The 17,439-nt window shown below is 70.3% G+C and carries 15 protein-coding genes and 1 riboswitch; of the genes, 1 reads left to right on the forward strand and 14 read right to left on the reverse strand.

Annotated features, from left to right (window positions below):
* Positions 1–2: 2 nt before the first annotated feature.
* Positions 3–161: riboswitch (cyclic di-AMP (ydaO/yuaA leader) on the reverse strand.
* A 302-nt stretch (positions 162–463) separates the two neighbouring features.
* Positions 464–2,533, reverse strand: coding sequence for an alpha-galactosidase (locus GTY58_RS08690; protein ID WP_037645890.1), 2,070 nt, complete (start codon positions 2,531–2,533; stop codon positions 464–466).
* A gap of 170 nt (positions 2,534–2,703) precedes the next feature.
* Between GTY58_RS08690 and GTY58_RS08695 the strand changes: the two genes are divergently transcribed.
* Entirely contained in the window at positions 2,704–3,501 is a 798-nt protein-coding gene (locus GTY58_RS08695) for a tyrosine-protein phosphatase (RefSeq protein ID WP_010983081.1), read from the forward strand.
* Positions 3,502–3,526: 25 nt separating this feature from the next.
* Here the strand turns inward: GTY58_RS08695 and GTY58_RS08700 are convergent, their stop codons facing one another.
* The 13 genes from GTY58_RS08700 to hpnC form a co-directional block, all read right to left on the reverse strand.
* Positions 3,527–3,637 (reverse strand): DUF6126 family protein, encoded by a 111-nt coding sequence (locus GTY58_RS08700; protein WP_037646182.1) that lies wholly within the window; start codon positions 3,635–3,637, stop codon positions 3,527–3,529.
* 35 nt (positions 3,638–3,672) lie between these two features.
* On the reverse strand, positions 3,673–4,299 hold the full coding sequence (locus GTY58_RS08705; RefSeq protein WP_010983083.1) for an XRE family transcriptional regulator: 627 nt from the start codon (positions 4,297–4,299) through the stop codon (positions 3,673–3,675).
* An 87-nt stretch (positions 4,300–4,386) separates the two neighbouring features.
* Positions 4,387–5,817, reverse strand: coding sequence for an aspartate aminotransferase family protein (locus GTY58_RS08710; protein WP_010983084.1), 1,431 nt, complete (start codon positions 5,815–5,817; stop codon positions 4,387–4,389).
* Positions 5,814–7,712 carry a 1-deoxy-D-xylulose-5-phosphate synthase gene (dxs, locus tag GTY58_RS08715; protein WP_010983085.1) on the reverse strand — a complete coding sequence of 633 codons (1,899 nt, stop codon included), beginning with the start codon at positions 7,710–7,712 and terminating at the stop codon, positions 5,814–5,816. The genes GTY58_RS08710 and dxs overlap by 4 nt, the downstream gene beginning before the upstream one ends.
* A 28-nt stretch (positions 7,713–7,740) precedes the next feature.
* On the reverse strand, positions 7,741–8,898 hold the full coding sequence (ispG, locus tag GTY58_RS08720) for a flavodoxin-dependent (E)-4-hydroxy-3-methylbut-2-enyl-diphosphate synthase (RefSeq protein ID WP_010983086.1): 1,158 nt from the start codon (positions 8,896–8,898) through the stop codon (positions 7,741–7,743).
* A 4-nt stretch (positions 8,899–8,902) separates the two neighbouring features.
* Entirely contained in the window at positions 8,903–9,925 is a 1,023-nt protein-coding gene (gene hpnH, locus GTY58_RS08725; RefSeq protein ID WP_010983087.1) for an adenosyl-hopene transferase HpnH, read from the reverse strand.
* Between the two features lie 5 nt (positions 9,926–9,930).
* On the reverse strand, positions 9,931–10,572 hold the full coding sequence (locus GTY58_RS08730) for a 1-hydroxy-2-methyl-2-butenyl 4-diphosphate reductase (RefSeq protein ID WP_037645889.1): 642 nt from the start codon (positions 10,570–10,572) through the stop codon (positions 9,931–9,933).
* Entirely contained in the window at positions 10,572–12,572 is a 2,001-nt protein-coding gene (shc, locus tag GTY58_RS08735) for a squalene--hopene cyclase (RefSeq protein WP_010983089.1), read from the reverse strand. The genes GTY58_RS08730 and shc overlap by 1 nt, the downstream gene beginning before the upstream one ends.
* A 114-nt stretch (positions 12,573–12,686) precedes the next feature.
* Positions 12,687–13,817 (reverse strand): polyprenyl synthetase family protein, encoded by a 1,131-nt coding sequence (locus tag GTY58_RS08740; RefSeq protein ID WP_010983090.1) that lies wholly within the window; start codon positions 13,815–13,817, stop codon positions 12,687–12,689.
* Positions 13,814–15,241, reverse strand: a complete 1,428-nt coding sequence (gene hpnE, locus GTY58_RS08745) for a hydroxysqualene dehydroxylase HpnE (RefSeq protein WP_010983091.1) — start codon at positions 15,239–15,241, stop codon at positions 13,814–13,816. The genes GTY58_RS08740 and hpnE overlap by 4 nt, the downstream gene beginning before the upstream one ends.
* Positions 15,238–15,378, reverse strand: coding sequence for a DUF6380 family protein (locus tag GTY58_RS40550; protein WP_237528744.1), 141 nt, complete (start codon positions 15,376–15,378; stop codon positions 15,238–15,240). Before GTY58_RS40550 ends, hpnE begins: the two co-directional genes overlap by 4 nt.
* Positions 15,378–16,328, reverse strand: coding sequence for a presqualene diphosphate synthase HpnD (gene hpnD / locus GTY58_RS08750; RefSeq protein ID WP_010983092.1), 951 nt, complete (start codon positions 16,326–16,328; stop codon positions 15,378–15,380). The genes GTY58_RS40550 and hpnD overlap by 1 nt, the downstream gene beginning before the upstream one ends.
* The gene (gene hpnC / locus GTY58_RS08755) at positions 16,325–17,227 is read right to left on the reverse strand and encodes a squalene synthase HpnC (protein ID WP_010983093.1); all 903 of its coding nucleotides are present in this window, start codon (positions 17,225–17,227) and stop codon (positions 16,325–16,327) included. Before hpnC ends, hpnD begins: the two co-directional genes overlap by 4 nt.
* Positions 17,228–17,439 lie beyond the last annotated feature (212 nt).

Consider the following 17,439-nt stretch of genomic DNA (forward strand, 5'->3'; position numbering starts at 1 on the left):
TGCATTCCTCTCCGATGCCTGCGAGGTGAGCTGTCGGGTGCGAGCTGGAGATGCCCGGCCGCGCTTGCGCGCGACTTGACCCCTAGCCTGTTCCGGAGACCGGAACAGGCGTTGTTGCCTGTGGGTCCCCCGCTCCTGCCGGGCACGGGTGAGTGTGCGGGTTCCGGGCGGCGGCAGGATTCGGCGTTCCGTCCGGATTGGTGGCGAACGTAGACGAAGTCCGCGCGGAGCGACAAGCGTTGGGTTTCCCGAGTGCCCCCATCTCTTGATCCATGGGCGAAATGCCCGTCACCCTGCGTCGACGCACGGCCTTCCCCTTTCCCAAACCGGCTGGAACAAAGGAGAATTACGTGAACATGACGATAACGCACCGTCACGGATATGACGCTGCTCACGCATCTTCAGCCCAGCAGGCCCCATTTCAGAGCGAGTTCGAATGAAGCCTACATTTGGGACAGAACGCTCAAATGCGACGTAGCCGAACAACCGTCGCATCGAGGTCCCCGTGCAACCCCGTCCGCAGCCCGTGATGCAGCAGTACGGCACCTCGGTGCACTTCGCCCGTTTCACGGCATTCATAGGTGGCTGCCGGGTCGAGGCCGCGCAGCCGGAGCGGGGCGACCGGCTCGCCGTAGTGCTGGGCCTGGAGCCAGGCGAGGACGACGGCCTCGTCGCCGTGGACGTACTGCACGGCGCTCAGCCCGCCCGTCGGGGGCCGCAGCCGGTAGAGGTCCCCGCGCTGCACGACGGGCCGGATCTCCTTGTAGAGACTCACCCAGTCCCGTGCCTCGACGAGTTCCCGCTCGCTCCACTCGGCCAGATCGCCGCCGACCCCGAGCACTCCCGCCATGGCGCTGACGAACCGGAGGCGCAGCGTGCTGACTCGCCCGTTGAGCTGTGTGTTCGGGCTGTCGGTGACCCAGGCGGCCATGACCCGGGCGGGGTGGATCTGGCTGAATCCGTGCTGGATGGCGAGCCGGTCGAGCGGGTCGGTGTTGTCGGAGGTCCACACCTGGTCCGTACGCGCCATGATGCCCAGGTCGATCCGGCCGCCACCGCCCGAGCAGGACTCGAAGGCGACCCCCGGATGCGCGGCCCGCAGCCGGTCCAGCAGGCGGTACAGGGCGCGCACATGATCGACCCAGAGCCGCTGCGGATATGCCTCCCCAGGCCAGCCGGCGTCCGTGAAGCAGCGGTTGAAGTCCCACTTCACGTAGTCGACGGGGGCGCTGGACAGCAGTCCGTCGAGCTGCTCCCAGAGGCACTGCTGGACGTCCTCGCGCGCGAGGTTGAGGACCAGCTGGTTGCGGAATTCCGTCCTGGTCCGCCCCGGCTGGAACTGCACCCAGTCCGGGTGCGCGCGGTACAGCTCGCTGTCCGGGTTGACCATCTCGGGCTCGACCCAGATGCCGAACTGCATGCCGAGCGCGTGCACGTAGTCGGCGAGCGGCTTGAGCCCGGCCGGGAAGCGGTCGGGGTTGGGCGTCCAGTCGCCGAGCCCGGCCCGGTCGCCGGTCCGCGCCCCGAACCAGCCGTCGTCGACCACGAACAGCTCGACCCCCATCGCCGCGGCCCGCCGCGCGAGAGCCCCCTGCTGTTCCTCGGAGATGTCGAAGGTGGTGGCCTCCCAGGAATTGAAGAGCACCGGACGGTCCTGGTCCGCGTCCGGGATGACGTACGCCCGCTGGTACGCGTGCCAGGCGCGGCTCGCGCCGCCGAAGCCGCCGTCGCTCCACAGCCCCGCGAAGACGGGCGTCGTGAACGACTCCCCCGGCCCCAGGCGCAGCAGGCCCGAGTCGTCGTACCCCGCGCCGCCGGTGATCTGCACGCGCGCGTCGGAGAGTTGGGCCACCGAGATGCGCCAGGAGCCGGACCAGCCGAGCGCGCAGCCGTAGACCTCGCCGCTCTCCTCGGTCGCCTCGCAATCGAGCGCGACCCACGGCAGATGCTGGTGCCCGGTGTGCCCGCGCCGGCTGCCGATGATCTTCTCGCCGTAGGTGAGGTCCGAGCGTACGAGGCGGGACTCGGCCGCCCAGCGCCCGTGCAGCTGGGACAGCCGCCAGCCGTCGCGCTCGGGCAGGGTCCAGGTGGCGGAGTCGGCGCGCAGCAGCTCCAGGGCGGGTCCGTCGTTGGCCAGCGTCACCCAGCGCTCGACGACGTCGTCCCGCATCCGGTAGTGCAGCGTGACGGCCAGCCCCGAGTCGCCGAACCGCAGCCGCAGCTCGTCGCCTTCGGTCTCGTACGCCTCGAAGCGCCACTCGGTGCCACGGCGCTCGTCGGTGCGCACGGACAGCGCCGGGCGTACGAAGCGGGGGCCGCCCTCGACCGGGTACTCCTCACGCCCGTCCAGCGGCGATTCGAAGGACGAGCCGCCCGGGGCGGGGAGGGCGGCGAGGGCCTCGGCGTCGGCGAGGGCGATCCGCGGGCCCCAGTGCAGATGCAGCAGTTCGTGACCCTCGGTGAGATGCACGGCGTAGCTGCTCGTGGGCCCCGAAAGAAGCCACGTACGTCGGTCTTCGGCGATCTCAACCATCAGGCCCCCACAGATGTCAACAGATGTACTCAAGCATCAACATCATCAAGGGATCCGGGCCTCGGGGGCAACGCCTGTGGACAACTCATTGCCTCAGGAACCCATGTCGTATCGTCGGGAAAGCGCCCGCCGACGAGCCGCTTCGACGGGGCCGAACAGGAGGAGCCCTCGTGACGCAGCAGGTCCCGTCCACCGAGCCCGAGCTGGCCGGAGTGCGCAACTTCCGCGATGTGGGCGGTCTGCCGACCGTGGACGGCCGGCGAGTGCGGCACGGGCTGCTGTACCGCAGCGGCCATCTCGCGCACGCCACGGACGAGGACGCGGCGTTCCTCGCCTCCCTCGACCTGCACACGATCTTCGACTTCCGCAACGCCGCGGACATCGGCCTCGAAGGGCCGGACGTCGAGCTGCCGGGCGTGCGCAATCTGAACTTCCCGCTGACGGACCCGGCGCACGGCGCGGAATTCTGGACGATGGTCCGTGACGGTGATCTGGACCAGCTACGCGGCCTCCTGGCGGACGGCAAGGCCGCGAACCGGATGATCACCTCCTACCGCACGATCATCAAGGAGCGCACGGCCGAGCACGGGCGCGTGCTGCGCGAGCTCGCCGAGGAGAGCGTGCCCGCGCTGATGCACTGTGCGGCGGGCAAGGACCGGGCGGGCCTGTCGATAGCTGTCGCGCTCCTGGCCGTGGGCGTGGAGCGCGATGCCATCGTCGCCGACTACCTGGAGTCGAACGCCCCGCACCGCCGCTACAAGGTGCGGCGCTCCAGCAGCGCGGCCCAGGCGTACAGCCCCGAGGTGATGGAGCTGCTCAGCCCGCTCTTCGAGGCGCGGGCCGAGTACCTGGCGGCGGCCTTCGAGACGATCGAGGAGACCTGGGGCGACACCGACACATATCTGGAGCGGGGGCTGAAGATCACGCCCGAGCTGCGGGAGCGGCTGCGCGAGCGGCTCCTCGACTGAGACCGCCCCCTGGGCGCGCGGCCGGCTACTTCGCGCCCAGCTCGAACAGCAGGTAGATGAAGCCCGCGAAGAGGTGACCGACCGCGATGTAGATGATGAGCCGGACCCACAGCGCGCGCGGGAACTTCTCCTCCATGGACCTGCGGTTCTGGCTGGACTCGGGCTGTTCTGTCATGGTGTGTCTCCCATCGTCGGGTGTCCCGTCGCCGGGCCGAGGCACAGCGTGGCGGCGGGGCTCTGCAGCAGGGTGTGAAGGAAGAGCAGCTCGGCCCCGTCGTGGTCGGCTGCCGCGAGGCGGTGCGGGGTCAGCGAGTCGAAGTGCGCGCTGTCGCCCGGCCCGAGCAGATGTGTGGTGTCGCCGAGGCGCAGCCGCAGCCGCCCCTTCAGGACGTACAGCCACTCCTCACCGGGGTGGACGCGCACGACATCGCCCTGGGTGCCGTACGGCACGTGCACGCGCAGCGCCTGCATGGCGCGACCGCCCGCGCCCGCCTGCCAGTACGTCCAGCCACCCGCTCCGGCCGGCTCCATGTCGGCGGCGCGCACGACGGCGTCCCGGTCGCCTACGGTCTCGCCCAGCAGCTCGGAGACGGTCGTACCGTAGATACGAGCGAGTGCGAGCAGCATCGGCAGCGAGGGCTGGCGCTGACCTGTCTCCAGCCGGGAGAGATGGGCCGGCGAGAGCCCGGCGGCGCGGGCCGCGACCTCCAGCGTCAGGGAGGCGCGGCGGCGCAGCGCGCGGAGCTGTGGTGCGACGGCGGGCAGGTCCTCGACCGGCCCGGACTCGGAGGAACTCATACCTCCATTGAGCCGGAGTTTTGCCTGTGGGACAAATCTTTTGCCCCACAGGCAAAATCCCTGACGGCTACCGCTTCACGTCGGCGTCTACCTCTGGGCAACAGCCTGCTTGACCAGCGTCTTCCCGAAGTCCCACAGCAGGCCGCCGCCGCTGTGCGCGTCGTCCATCACGGCGGTGAAGGCGGCCACGAACCGGTCCACGTCCCGCTCGTCGATGATCAGCGGCGGAATCAGCTTGATCACCTCCAGGTGGTCGCCGGAGACCTGGGTGAGGATCCGGTGGCGTTGCAGCAGCGGGACGACGACCATCTGCGCGAACAGACCCTTCCGGGCGGCCTGCAGCACGGTCCAGCGGCTGCGCAGCTTCAGCGACGTGGGCCGCCCGAACTCGATGCCGATCATCAGACCCCGGCCCCGTACGTCACTGAGCAGCTCGTACGTGTCGACGAGCGCCGCGAGCCGGGACTTGAGCTGTTCTCCGGTCGCGCGGGCGTTCGCGACGATCTGCTCGTTCTCCATGACGGAGAGCACGGCGAGGCCCGCCGCCATGGCCTGCGCGTTGGAGCCGAAGCTCGCCGAGTGGACAAGGACGCGGTCCATCGACGAATAGACCTTCTTGAAGATCCATTCCTTGCCCAGGGTGGCGCCGACCGGCACATAGCCGCCCGACAGCGCCTTGGCCACACAGACCAGGTCGGGCTCCACGCCCTCCTCGTGCTGGTAGGCGTAGAAGTCGCCGGTGCGCCCGAGGCCGGTCTGCACCTCGTCGGCGATGAGCAGCGCCTTGTGCCTCTGCAGCAGGTCCTGGGCGGCGCGCAGATGTCCGGGCGGGGCCTCGTGGACGCCCTTGCCCTGGATCGGTTCGACGATCAGGGCGGCGACGTCGCCCTTCTTCAGCTCCCTCGCCAGGGCGTCGAGATCGCCGAGTGGGACGGCGGTGTCGGGCAGCAGCGGGGCGAAGCCGTCGCGGAAGCCGTCCTCGCCGTTCACGGACAGCGAGCCGGTGGTCAGCCCGTGGAAGGCGTGCGAGCAGTACAGGATCCGCGGCTTCCCGGTGGCGTACCGGGCGAACTTCAGCGCGGTCTCGACCGCCTCCGTGCCGCTGTTGCCGAAGAACACGCGGTCGAGGTGCGGGCTGTGCGTGAGCAGCTTCTCCGCCAGCAGTCCGGGCAGTGGCTGGCAGTCGAAGCGGGTGAGGTCGGCGAGCGAGGCGTCCAGGACGTCGTGCAGCGCCTTGCGGACGACGGGGTGATGGCGGCCCAGGCCCATCACCCCGAACCCGGCGAGCATGTCCAGGTAGTCCTTGCCGTCCGCGTCCCAGAAGTGCGCCCCTTCGGCCCGCTCGTACACCTTGTCGAAGCCGATGGTGTGCAGCATGCGCGGGAGCTGGTGATTGAGGTACTTGGCGTGCAGTTCGTAGCGCTCGGCGCCGCGCTCGGCCAGCAGGGCGCCGAGGTCGAACTCCCGGTTTCCGGAAGGGGCCCCCTCCGACGGCGCCTTCCCTGAGGGGATGGTCATTCCTGTTTCTCCTTGGACAGCTCTTCCTTGGTGGCCAGCCCCGCGCTGATCCGCCCGGCGATCTCGACGGGCGTCAGGCCTATGTCGGCCAGCACCTCGGCGCGCTTGGCGTGCGCGAGGAACTGCTCCGGGATACCGAACCGCCGTACCGGCACGTCGACTTCGGCGTCCGAGAGGGCCAGCGCGACCGCGGCGCCGACGCCGGCCGCCCGGCTGTTGTCCTCGACGACCGCGACCAGCCGGTGCTCGGCGGCCAGCCCCGGCAGCGAAGGGTCGACGGGCTTGACCCAGCGCGGGTCGACGACCGTGCAGCCGATGCCCCGCGCCTCGAGCAGTTCGGCGGCCTGGAGGCAGACCGGGGCCATGACACCGACGGCGACCAGCAGGACCTGCGGAGACTCGGGAAAGCGGTGCAGTACGTCCATGCCGCCCACATGGTCGACCGCCGGGATCGCGGGCCCCACGGACTCCTTCGGGAAACGCAGCAGCGTCGGCGCGTCGTCGACCGCCACCGCCTCCCGCAGCTGGGCCCGCAGCTGGTCGGCGTCGCGCGGTGCGGCGATCCTGAGGCCGGGCACCACCTGGAGGATCGACATGTCCCACATGCCGTTGTGGGAGGCGCCGTCGACGCCGGTGACCCCGGCCCGGTCCAGCACGAAGGTCACCCCGCAGCGGTGCAGCGCGACATCCATCAACAGCTGGTCGAAGGCGCGGTTGAGGAAGGTCGCGTACACCGCTACGACCGGATGCAGCCCGCCCGTGGCGAGACCTGCCGCCGACACCGCCGCGTGCTGCTCGGCGATCCCGACGTCCCAGACCCGGCCGGGGAACTTCTCCGCGAACTTGTTCAGCCCCACCGGGTGCAGCATGGCCGCCGTGATCGCCACGACGTCCTCGCGCTCCTCGCCGATCCGGACGATCTCGTCACCGAACACCGAGGTCCAGGAAGGGCCGTTGGAGGGGGCGAGGGGCTCGCAGGTGAGGGGGTCCATCACGCCGACGGTGTGGAAACGGTCCTCGTCGTGGGCGAGCGCGGGCTCGTATCCCCGGCCCTTCTCCGTCAGGCAGTGGATGAGCACCGGCCCGTGGAAACGTTTCGCGCGTCTGAACGCCGATTCCATCGCCTTCATGTCGTGCCCGTCGATCGGCCCTACGTACTTCAGCCCCAGGTCCTCGAACATGCCCTGCGGCGCGAACGCGTCCTTGAACCCCTTCTTCGCGCCGTGCAGCGACTCGTAGAGGGTGTTGCCGACGACCGGCGTGCGCAGCAGTACGTCCTTGCCCCAGGCCAGCACCTTCTCGTAGCTGTCGGTGGTGCGGAGCGTGGCGAGGTGGTTGGCGAGGCCGCCGATGGTGGGCGAGTACGAACGTTCGTTGTCGTTGACGACGATGATCAGCGGGCGGTCCTTGGCGGCGGCGATGTTGTTCAGCGCCTCCCAGGCCATGCCGCCGGTCAGCGCGCCGTCGCCTATGACCGCGACGACATGCCCCTTCTCGCCCTGCACCTGGCGGGCCTTGGCGAGCCCGTCCGCCCAGCCGAGCACGGTCGACGCGTGGCTGTTCTCGATGACGTCGTGCTCGGACTCCTCGCGCGAGGGATAGCCGGACAGGCCGCCCTTGCTGCGCAGCTTGGAAAAGTCCTGCCGCCCAGTCAGAAGCTTGTGCACATAGCTCTGGTGGCCGGTGTCCCACAGGATGCGGTCGACCGGTGACTCGAAGGCCCGGTGCAGTGCGACGGAGAGTTCCACCACCCCCAGATTGGGCCCCAGATGGCCTCCTGTCCTGGCGACCGCATGCACCAGGAACTCCCGTATCTCTTCGGCCAGTTCACCGAGTTCCGCCTCGGACAGCGCCTTCAGGTCGCGTGGTCCCCGGATGTTCTCCAGCATCGTCACGTCGGGCCCCCTCTCGGTCCGTAGCTGCTCAACTCACGGTGACGGCCGGTTCCCCGGACGCGACGCCGTTCTGCTCCATCTGCTCGGCGATCTTCATCGCCTCCTCGATCAGGGTCTCCACGATCTTCGACTCGGGCACCGTCTTGATGACCTCGCCCTTCACGAAGATCTGTCCCTTGCCGTTGCCGGAGGCGACGCCGAGGTCGGCCTCGCGGGCCTCCCCCGGCCCGTTGACGACGCAGCCCATGACCGCGACGCGCAGGGGCACCTCCATGCCCTCCAGACCCGCCGTGACCTCCTCGGCCAGCTTGTAGACGTCGACCTGGGCGCGCCCGCAGGACGGGCAGGAGACGATCTCCAGGCGCCGCTGCCTGAGGCCCAGCGACTCCAGGATCTGGATGCCGACCTTGATCTCCTCGACGGGGGGCGCGCTCAGCGAGACGCGGATCGTGTCGCCGATGCCCTCGCTGAGCAGCGCGCCGAAGGCGACGGCCGACTTGATCGTGCCCTGGAAGGCGGGGCCGGCCTCGGTCACGCCGAGGTGCAGCGGGTAGTCGCACTGCGCCGCCAGCTGGCGGTACGCGTTGACCATGACCACCGGGTCGTTGTGCTTGACCGAGATCTTGATGTCCCGGAAGTCGTGCTCCTCGAAGAGCGACGCCTCCCACAGCGCCGACTCGACGAGCGCCTCGGGGGTGGCCTTGCCGTACTTCTCCAGCAGCCGCCGGTCGAGCGAGCCCGCGTTGACGCCGATGCGGATCGGCGTGCCGTGCTCCTTGGCGGCGCGCGCGATCTCCTTGACCTTGTCGTCGAACTGCTTGATGTTGCCCGGGTTCACCCGGACCGCCGCGCAGCCCGCCTCGATCGCCGCGAACACGTACTTCGGCTGGAAGTGGATGTCCGCGACGACGGGGATCTGCGACTTGCGGGCGATGACCGCGAGGGCGTCCGCGTCGTCCTGCGTGGGGCAGGCGACGCGGACGATCTGGCAGCCGGACGCGGTGAGTTCCGCGATCTGCTGGAGCGTGGCGCCGATGTCCGACGTACGCGTCGTCGTCATCGACTGCACCGACACCGGGGCCGTGCCGCCGACCGCCAGCGGTCCGACCTGGATCTGCCGGGAGACACGGCGTTCGGCGATCGGACGGACGGGCACTTCGGGGACGCCCAGGGAAATGGCCGTCATGACGTCACCCGCGGTTTCCGGAGACGGTCTCGCGGGCCGCGCGCAGGGACTCCTTGAGGGAACCCATCGTGGCCAGGACGGCGGTCGGCTCGTAGCCGCAGTGCGCCATGCAGTTGGCGCAGCGCGGGTCCTTGCCGCGACCGTACGCGTCCCAGTCGGTGTCCTCGATGAGCTCCCGGTACGTCGTGACGTACCCGTCGCTCATCAGATAGCAGGGCTTCTGCCAGCCGAACAGCGAGTAGTTGGGGATCGCCCACGCCGTGCACGGGAAGTCGACCTTGCCCTCGAGGAAGTCGAGGAACAGCGGCGAGTGGTTGAGCCGCCAGCGCCGCCGGTTGCCGCCCGCGAACGCCTTCCTGAACAGCTCGCGGGTCTGCTCCACGCCGAGAAAATGCTCCTGGTCGGGCGCCTTCTCGTAGGCGTAGGCGGGCGAGATCATCATCTCGTCCACCTCGAGGTCGTCATTGAGGAAGTTGAGCACCTCGATGATCGTCTGGGGGGTGTCGGTATTGAAGAAGGTCGAGTTGGTGGTCACCCGGAAGCCGCGCCTCTTGGCCTCCTTGATGGCCTCCACCGCCTCGTCGAACACGCCTTCCTTCGCGACCGACTCGTCGTGCCGCTCACGCAGGCCGTCGATGTGCACGGCGAACGCGAAGTAGGGCGACGGGGTGAAGTCGACCATCTTCTTGCGCAGCAGCATGGCGTTGGTGCACAGGAAGACGTACTTCTTCCTGGCCACCAGCTGCCGCACGATCTCGTCGATCTGGGGGTGCATCAGCGGCTCGCCGCCGGCGATGGACACCATCGGCGCACCGGATTCCAGCACCGCACCGACGGCCTGCGCCACCGGCATGCGCTGCTTGAGCACTCCGGCCGGGTGCTGGATCTTGCCGCAGCCCTCGCACTTCAGATTGCAGGCGAAGAGCGGTTCCAGCTCCACGATCAGCGGAAACTTCTCCCGCTTGCGGAGCTTCTGTTCAGCGAGATACGTCGCGACCTTGATGGTCTGGCGCAGTGGCATGGCCATCTGGCTCACCTCCGGGGGAGCAGCAAAGAACGGTGCCATTCGAAGAAAGCGGGAAGTACGGCACGGAGAACGCGGAAGGCTGATATTCCACCGCGGACCGTGCCGATACGGACGAGTTCATGTTCTGGAGCGTCCACGACCACTCGGACGGCCGCAACCGGGCGCGTGCCCGTGCACACGGCGCCGTGGAGCGTGGACGCGGATTCCATGTCGGCCGCGATTGCGCCGGTCAGGAGCAGATCCGACCGTTCGTGACCGCGGACGACGTGATCGGAGCCGATGAGCGGCCCCGTGTGGACGGTGCGCCCGGGCACGGCGCGGACGAGTTCCTTGACCAGCACCTCGGTGCCCACGCACGGGGTGACTCCACGCGGGTCCCGGGTCTCCTCGGCGACGACGAGATCACCCGGGTGCATACCGGGAGCGAGCCCCGCGCAGAAGCCCGTGGCCACGACGGCGGCCTCACGCAGCGCCGGGTCGGCGAGCACCCGGGTGACCGCCCGCTCGGCGGCCTTGGGCCCCATGCCCGTACGCAGCACCGTGACGGGCCCGTCGGCACCGCCGCGGTCGCCGCTGCGCAGCGCCAGGCGCTCGATGCCGAGCGCGCACGCGATGAGCAGCGGGGCCGGATCGGGCTTCGTGCTCATCAACCCCCCTTGACCTCGACGAGCGGCTCGCCGTTGACGTACCGGCCGAGCGCGGTGAGCGGGAAGACCTGGCGGTAGAGGTGGTAGTTGATCGAGAAGTCCCAGGGGAACCCGGTGCCGGTGAAGTACGGCTCGTCCCAGGAGCCGTCCGGCCGCTGGGTCTGGGCGAGCCATTCGATCCCGCGCTCCACCGCTTTGGACTCGCGCTCCCCCGCCGCGAGCAGTGCGAGCAGCGCCCACCCCGTCTGGGAGGCGGTGGAGGCGCCTTTGCCGCTCCACTCGGCGGCCTCGGGGTAGGAGCGCAGGTCCTCGCCCCAGCCGCCGTCGTCGTTCTGCACGGTCTCCAGCCAGGTGACGGCACGGCGGATCGCGGGGTGCGAGGCGGGGAGTCCGGCGGCGACCAGCGCGGGGACCACCGACCCGGTCCCGTACACGTAGTTGACGCCCCAGCGCCCGAACCAGGAGCCGTTGGCCTCCTGCGCGGAGAGCAGCCACTGGATGCCGCGGCGGGTGCGCGGGTCGTGCGACAGGCCCTCGAACGCCAGCATCTCCACGACGTGCGCGGTGACGTCGGCGGACGGCGGGTCGATGACCTCGCCGAAGTCGCAGAACGGCAGCCGGTTGGGAAACGGGCTGGTGTTGTCGACGTCGAAGGCGCCCCAGCCGCCGTCCTTGGACTGCATGCCGAGGTTCCAGCGCACCCCGCGCCGGATCGCGTTGTCCAGGCGCTCGGGGTCGTGGTGCTTGACGCGACGCAGCGCGAGGACGACTTCGGCGGTGTCGTCGATGTCGGGGTAGTTGTCGTTGTGGAACTCGAACGCCCAGCCACCCGGCGGCAGTTGGGGACGTTTCACCGCCCAGTCGCCGGGCCGGACGATCTCCTCGCCGAGCATCCAGTCCGCCGCCCGCACGAGCTGCGGATGGTCGGCGGGCACGCCCGCGTCGGCGAGCGCGATGGTCGCGAGGCAGGTGTCCCACACGGGCGACTGGCAGGCCTCGATCATCCGCGCCCCGTCGTCGCGCCACACGGCGAACCGGTCCAGTGACGCCAGCCCCTCGCGCATCACGGGGTGTTCGAGGTCGTAGCCGAGCAGATACAGGGCGATGACCGAGTACACGGCGGGCGGCTGGATACCACCCCAGCAGCCGTCGTTCTCCTGCCGCTCGATGATCCAGCGCGCGGCCGTGTTCATCGCGGCCTTGCGCAGCCTGCGCGGCGCGACCTTGCGGTACGTGTGCAGAGCGACGTCGAGCCGCTGGAATAATCCGTCCCAACTCACCATCGGGGCAAGGGGCTTGGCCGGGTTGGGGTCATTCGCGTCGGCGTGCAGTTCATCGAGCGGGAACGGGGCGGGCCGCACCGGACGCTTCGCCGAGACGACGGTGAGCGGCACGATGGTCTGCCGCGCCCAGCAGCCGAAGTCGTAGATGTTGAGCGGCATCCACTTCGGGAAGTAGATGAGTTCCGGCGGGAGTTCGGGCAGGTCGTCCCACTTCCACCAGCCGAACAGGGCGAGCCAGATCCGGGTGAAGACGCGGGCCGAGGCGATGCCGCCCCGCTCGCGGATCCAGGCGGACGCCTTCGCCATGTGCGGCTCGTCCGGGCCGTCACCGGCCAGGCGCAGGGCGACATACGCCTCGATGGTGGCGGAGAGGTCACCGGGGCCGCCGTAGAAAGTGGCCCAGGTGCCGTCCGCACGCTGCTCGCCCCTGATGAACAGTCCGGCGGCTCGTGTGGTCTTCTCGTCCTGGATTCCCAGGAACTGACGGAGCAGCAGGTCCTCGGCGTCCATCGTGACGTTCGTCTCGAGGTCGCCCTTCCACCAGCCCTCGGCGTCCTGCCGCGAGAGCAGGAAGTCGGTGGCGCGCTGTGTGGCGCGCGCGGCGGCGTCTTGGATTCCGACACTCCCGGCCGCCTGCGGGATCGTGTCGTGTGGTTCGCTGGCCGAGGCAGCGCGGGGCGGCAGGGCCCCGGTGCTTCCGTCGGTCGTCGCTGTCATGGCTTCCCCTTCGTGCAGTGGTACGACTCTGCTGTGGGTCCGCCGTCGGCCAGTGCTTCTCTCTGCTCGCGGCACCGGCCGGCGACTACGCGAGGTTTATTCGACCGATAGTGATCATCTCTTCCGTACGACGACGAAGTCGGCGAGCGCCACGAGCTGGGCCCGCACCTGCTGGGGCATCTCGATCGTGTCCAGGGCCTCGATGGCGATCGTGTGCTGGCGCCGCGCCTCCTGGGCGGTCCACTCGCGACCGCCCGCCTCCTCGATGAGCGCGGCACGCGCGGCGAACTCCTCTTCGGAGAAGTTCTCGAAGTCGCTGCTCTTGGCGTCCTCGGCGAGCAGTTCGCCGAGCCGCCGGGAGGCGGGTCCGCCCGCGGCGAGCGCCGCCACGACCGGGAGGGACTTCTTGCGCTGGCGCAGGTCGCTCCAGGTCTGCTTGCCGGTGGACTCCGGGTCGCCCCAGATGCCGAGGAGGTCGTCGACGGCCTGGAAGGCGAGGCCGAGGTGGTAGCCGTACTTCTCCAGGGTGTCGGCGGTGCGGTCGTCCGCGCCGCCGAGGACCGCGCCGATGGAGCAGGCGCAGGCGAGCAGCGCGCCGGTCTTGTTGCCCTCCATCTCCAGGCACTCCTCGACGGTGACCCGCTCGCGGTGCTCGTAGGAGATGTCCTGCGCCTGGCCGTCGATCAGGGCGCGGCTGGCGGTGGTGAGGCGGCGGGTGGCGCGGCCCGCCTCGACCGTGCCGAGCTCCAGGAGGATCTCGTTGGCCAGCGCGAAGAGGGCGTCGCCGACGAGGATGGCCTGGGCGGGGCCGTGCACCTTCCAGACGGTGTCGCGGTGGCGGCGCTGTTCGTCGCCGTCCATCAGGTCGTCGTGCAGCAGCGAGAAGTTGTGCACCAGTTCGACGGCGACCGCGCCCGGGACGCCCACCTCGGGGGCGGCACCGGCGGCCTGCGCGGAGAGCACGGCGAGGGCGGGGCGTACGGCCTTGCCGCCGTCACCGTCCGCGGGGTTGCCCGCGGCGTCGATCCAGCCGAAGTGGTAGGCGGCGACGGTGTCCATGGGCGGTGCCAGGCGGTCCACGGCCGCGCGCAGCACCGGGGTGGACAGGGTCCGGCCGCGCTCCAGGAGCGCGGTCACGTCCACCGCGTCGGCAGCCTTCTCGGCCGGGGGCACAGTGGGCACAGTCTCTCCTCTTGTTGCGGTACGGGGGGTGCGGGGACCAGTCCCGTGCAGATCGGGCGTCACGCCGCCTCCTCGAAGAGTTCGAGGAGGTGATCTCGGGGCCGGCCCAGGGCGTTCAGGGCGGCGCCCGCCGCACTGACACCGCTGCGGACCGCACTCTCCATGGTCGCGGGCCACCCTGTGGCGGTCCACGCGCCGGCCAGACAGAGGCCGGGTGCCTTGGTGCGGGCGCCGGGCCGCAGCCGCCCGACGCCGGGGGTGGGGGCGAACGTCGCCGTGCGCTCCCGGGTCACGAAGAAGTCCTTCACCTGCGCGCCGCGCGTCGCGGGCAACAGCCGCTCCAGCTCCGGCAGATAGCGCTCACGCAGCACGGAGACGGGCTCGTCGATCTCGTCCTGCGCGGCCGACTGGGAGAGCGCCAGGTACTGCCCCTCGGGCAGCCCGGAGGCCTCGGTGCGGTCGAAGACCCACTGCACCGGAGAGCCGAGCGCCGCGAAGAACGGGCGGCTGAGCACCTTCCGGTCGTAGACGACATGGACGTTGAGGATCGGCGCGGTGCCGATCTCCAGCAGCCGCTCGGGGGCGTCGAGCGCGCCTTCGGGCAGCAGTTCGTGGGCCTCGCGCTGGGGTACGGCGAGGACGACCGCGTCCGCGTGCAGCGTCTCGCCGGGAACCTGAACGCTCCAACGCCCGTTTCCGTTGAGGGAGATGGAGGTCACGCGTGTACGGACTTCGGTACGGACGCCCACGGAGTCGAGCGCCTTGCGGGCCAGCCGGTCGTGCAGTTCGCCCAGCGGGACGCGCGCCCAGCCGATGTCGGCGGCGCCCGGGTCGGACAGCAGACCGGTCTTGAACACCATCGCGGCGAGCCCGAGCGAGGAATCGCCGGCCACCGCGTTGAGGGTGGCGACCCCGACCAGGTCCCACAGTGCCTCGACGGCACGCGCCGACTGACCGTGCGCGGCCAGCCAGCTGCCGAAGTTCTGCGTGTCCAGCGCCGGATCCGCGAGGTCGAGTCCCTTGAGCGCCAGTGCGGCGCGCCCGACTCTGGCGCGCTCGGCGAGCGAGAGATGCGGATAGGTGGCGAGGCTCTTCGCGAGATGCAGCGGCACCGGCAGCGCGGTGCGGCCGATTCTGCCGAGCCGCCGTCCCGGCTTGCCCCCGGCATCGAGAACGGGCACGTCGAGACGATCCTGCAAGGGGGCCAGCGAGGCGGCGTCGATGCGGTCGAGGAACCAGCGGTACGCCGTGCAGCAGCGCAGATAGACGTGCTGGCCGTTGTCGACGGTCAGGGCGCCGCGCTGGAAGGAGAAGGCGAGCCCGCCGAGGCGTGGCCTTCCCTCCAGCAGCGTCACACGCACTCCGGCGTCGGCGAGGGCGAGCGCCGCGGTGATGCCGGCGAGTCCTCCGCCGACCACCACGGCCGCCCTCTCGGGGCGGCCGGAGGCCTCCGCGTCCGGCCCCTCGAGCCGAGTGGCGTCGCTCATCGCGCATCCTCCCCTGCCGGTCCGCCGCGGTGCTTGAACGGTGCACGGCAGGCCGTTGCAGTCAGGGACGCGGTGCACCACCGGAGGGTTGCGTGCCGCTTTTCGCCGCTGGAATCACCTTGGCCCACATTGTCCATCAGACGCGCCTCCTGACGGTGCGCCGGGACACATGCCGGGCGTCGAGGCCCGACAGGCCACGCACGGCGACGTACGCCTTCTCGCGTCCGGGCAGCGAGACCCGGCCGCGCAGTACGGCCTCCGGCTCGCGCTCGATGCGATCGAGGAGCCGGCGGTAGATGCCCGCCATCGCGGCGACACAGGCACCGCTGCGCCGGTCCAGCATGGGCAGCAGCCGGTAGCCCTCGGCGAAAAGGGCGCGGGCCCGACGCACTTCGAAGTGCACGAGGCCCGCGAAGTCGGATCCCTCCGGTGGGATCGGCCGGTCGAACCCGGCCGAGCAGCCGAATTTGGCGAGGTCGTCGGCGGGCAGATAGGTGCGGCCGCCCTCGGCGTCCTCGCGTACGTCGCGGAGGATGTTGGTGAGCTGGAGAGCGAGGCCGAGGGTGTCGGCGTACTCTGACGCGCGCTCGGCGCCGCGGGCGCCCGGTTCCGTGCCGAACACGCCGAGCGAGACGCGGCCGATGGCCCCTGCCACACAGCGGCAGTAGACCTTGAGGTCGTCCCAGGTCTCGTAGGTCTCGCCGCGCACGTCCATGAGGACGCCGTCGATCAGTTCGTCGAGGCCGCCGAGCGGGATCGGGAACTGCTCGGCGGCGTGCGCCAGGGCGACCGCGACGGGGTCCGTGTCGTCCTCGTCCACCCGCCCGTCACGCACCCGGGACAGCAGCGCCCGGGTGTCCTCGAGCCTCGCCGCCTTCACGTCGGGCGCGAGCGCGCCGTCGCCGATGTCGTCGACGCGCCGCGAGAAGGCGTAGACCGCCGACATCGCGCGGCGCTTGGGCGTCGGCAGCAGCCTGATGCCGTAGGCGAAGTTGCGGGCCTGCTGCCCGGTGACGGTCTCGCAGTAGCTGTATGCGGCGAGTACCGGTGCGGACACGTGTTGTTCCGACTCCACGGTCCGGATCACCCCTCTCCTCGCAGAGTCACGCCCACCTCGCGCAGCAGCTGAAGCTTGCCGGGCTTGGGCGGGCCGGGAAGTACGTCGTATTCGGCGGCGGCGATCGCGCGGATCGCCGCCCTTCCCCCCGCCACGAACCCCGCGAGCAGCAGCCTCAGCCTGCCGTGGACGCTACCCACGAGAGGGGTGCCTTCATTCAGGAGGTTCAGGGCGCGTTCCGTTTCGTATGCGACCAGGGCGCGCACCGATGCGCCTGCTGTGGCCGTGGCAAGATCCGCCTCTTGCACATGGAAGCGCTTCATGTCCTCGGCGGGCAGATAGACGCGGTCACGGCCCAGGTCCTCGGAGACGTCCTGGAGGTGCTCGACGATCTGGAGCGCCGTGCAGATCGCGTCGGAGCGGCGGACGCGCTCGGGGGTGGAGGTGCCGGTGACACCGAGGACGAGGTGGCCGACCGGGTTGGCGGACAGCTCGCAGTAGGCGACCAGGTCGTCGTAGGTCTCGTACCGCGTGACGAGCTGGTCCTGGCGGTTGGCGGCGATCAGGCCGAGGAAGGGCTCGGGGCTGAGACCGGTGCGCCGGACCGTGGGCTGGAGCCTGCGGAGCAGGGGGTGGCGCGGGGTGGAGTCGAACACCCGGTGGAGGTCGGCCTCGAAGGCGTCCAGGAGGGCCAGCCGGTCCTCGGCCTCCCGCGGGGACACACCGAGCAGGCGGGCGTCGGCACCGCCGGGGGCCAGGTCGCCGTCGCCGATGTCGTCGACGAGGCGGGCGAAGCCGTACACGGCCATCAGGTCGGTGCGCCAGGCCCTGGGCAGGAAGAACGGCGCCACGGGGAAGTTCTCGTCCGCGGCCTTGTCGAGGGTGTCGCGCTCCGGGTCCGCGGCGCGCGCCGTCCCGGCTTCGGTCACTGCTCGCCACCCGGCGCGGGGACGGCACATGCCTCGCGGCGCTGGAGACCTTCCGTAGCCATTGCCGTCACATCTCCCGTTCTACACTGCCGACCCAATACATCCTATTTCGGACACGCCGCCCGGTTCGTCGCACAGCGTGACCGGTGTGGGGGTGTCGCGCGTTATCGCCCCACTTGCCGCGAATCAGCACCGGTACAGCTTACGTTGTA

Source organism: Streptomyces sp. SID5469 (assembly GCF_009862865.1).
Classification (GTDB): domain Bacteria; phylum Actinomycetota; class Actinomycetes; order Streptomycetales; family Streptomycetaceae; genus Streptomyces; species Streptomyces avermitilis.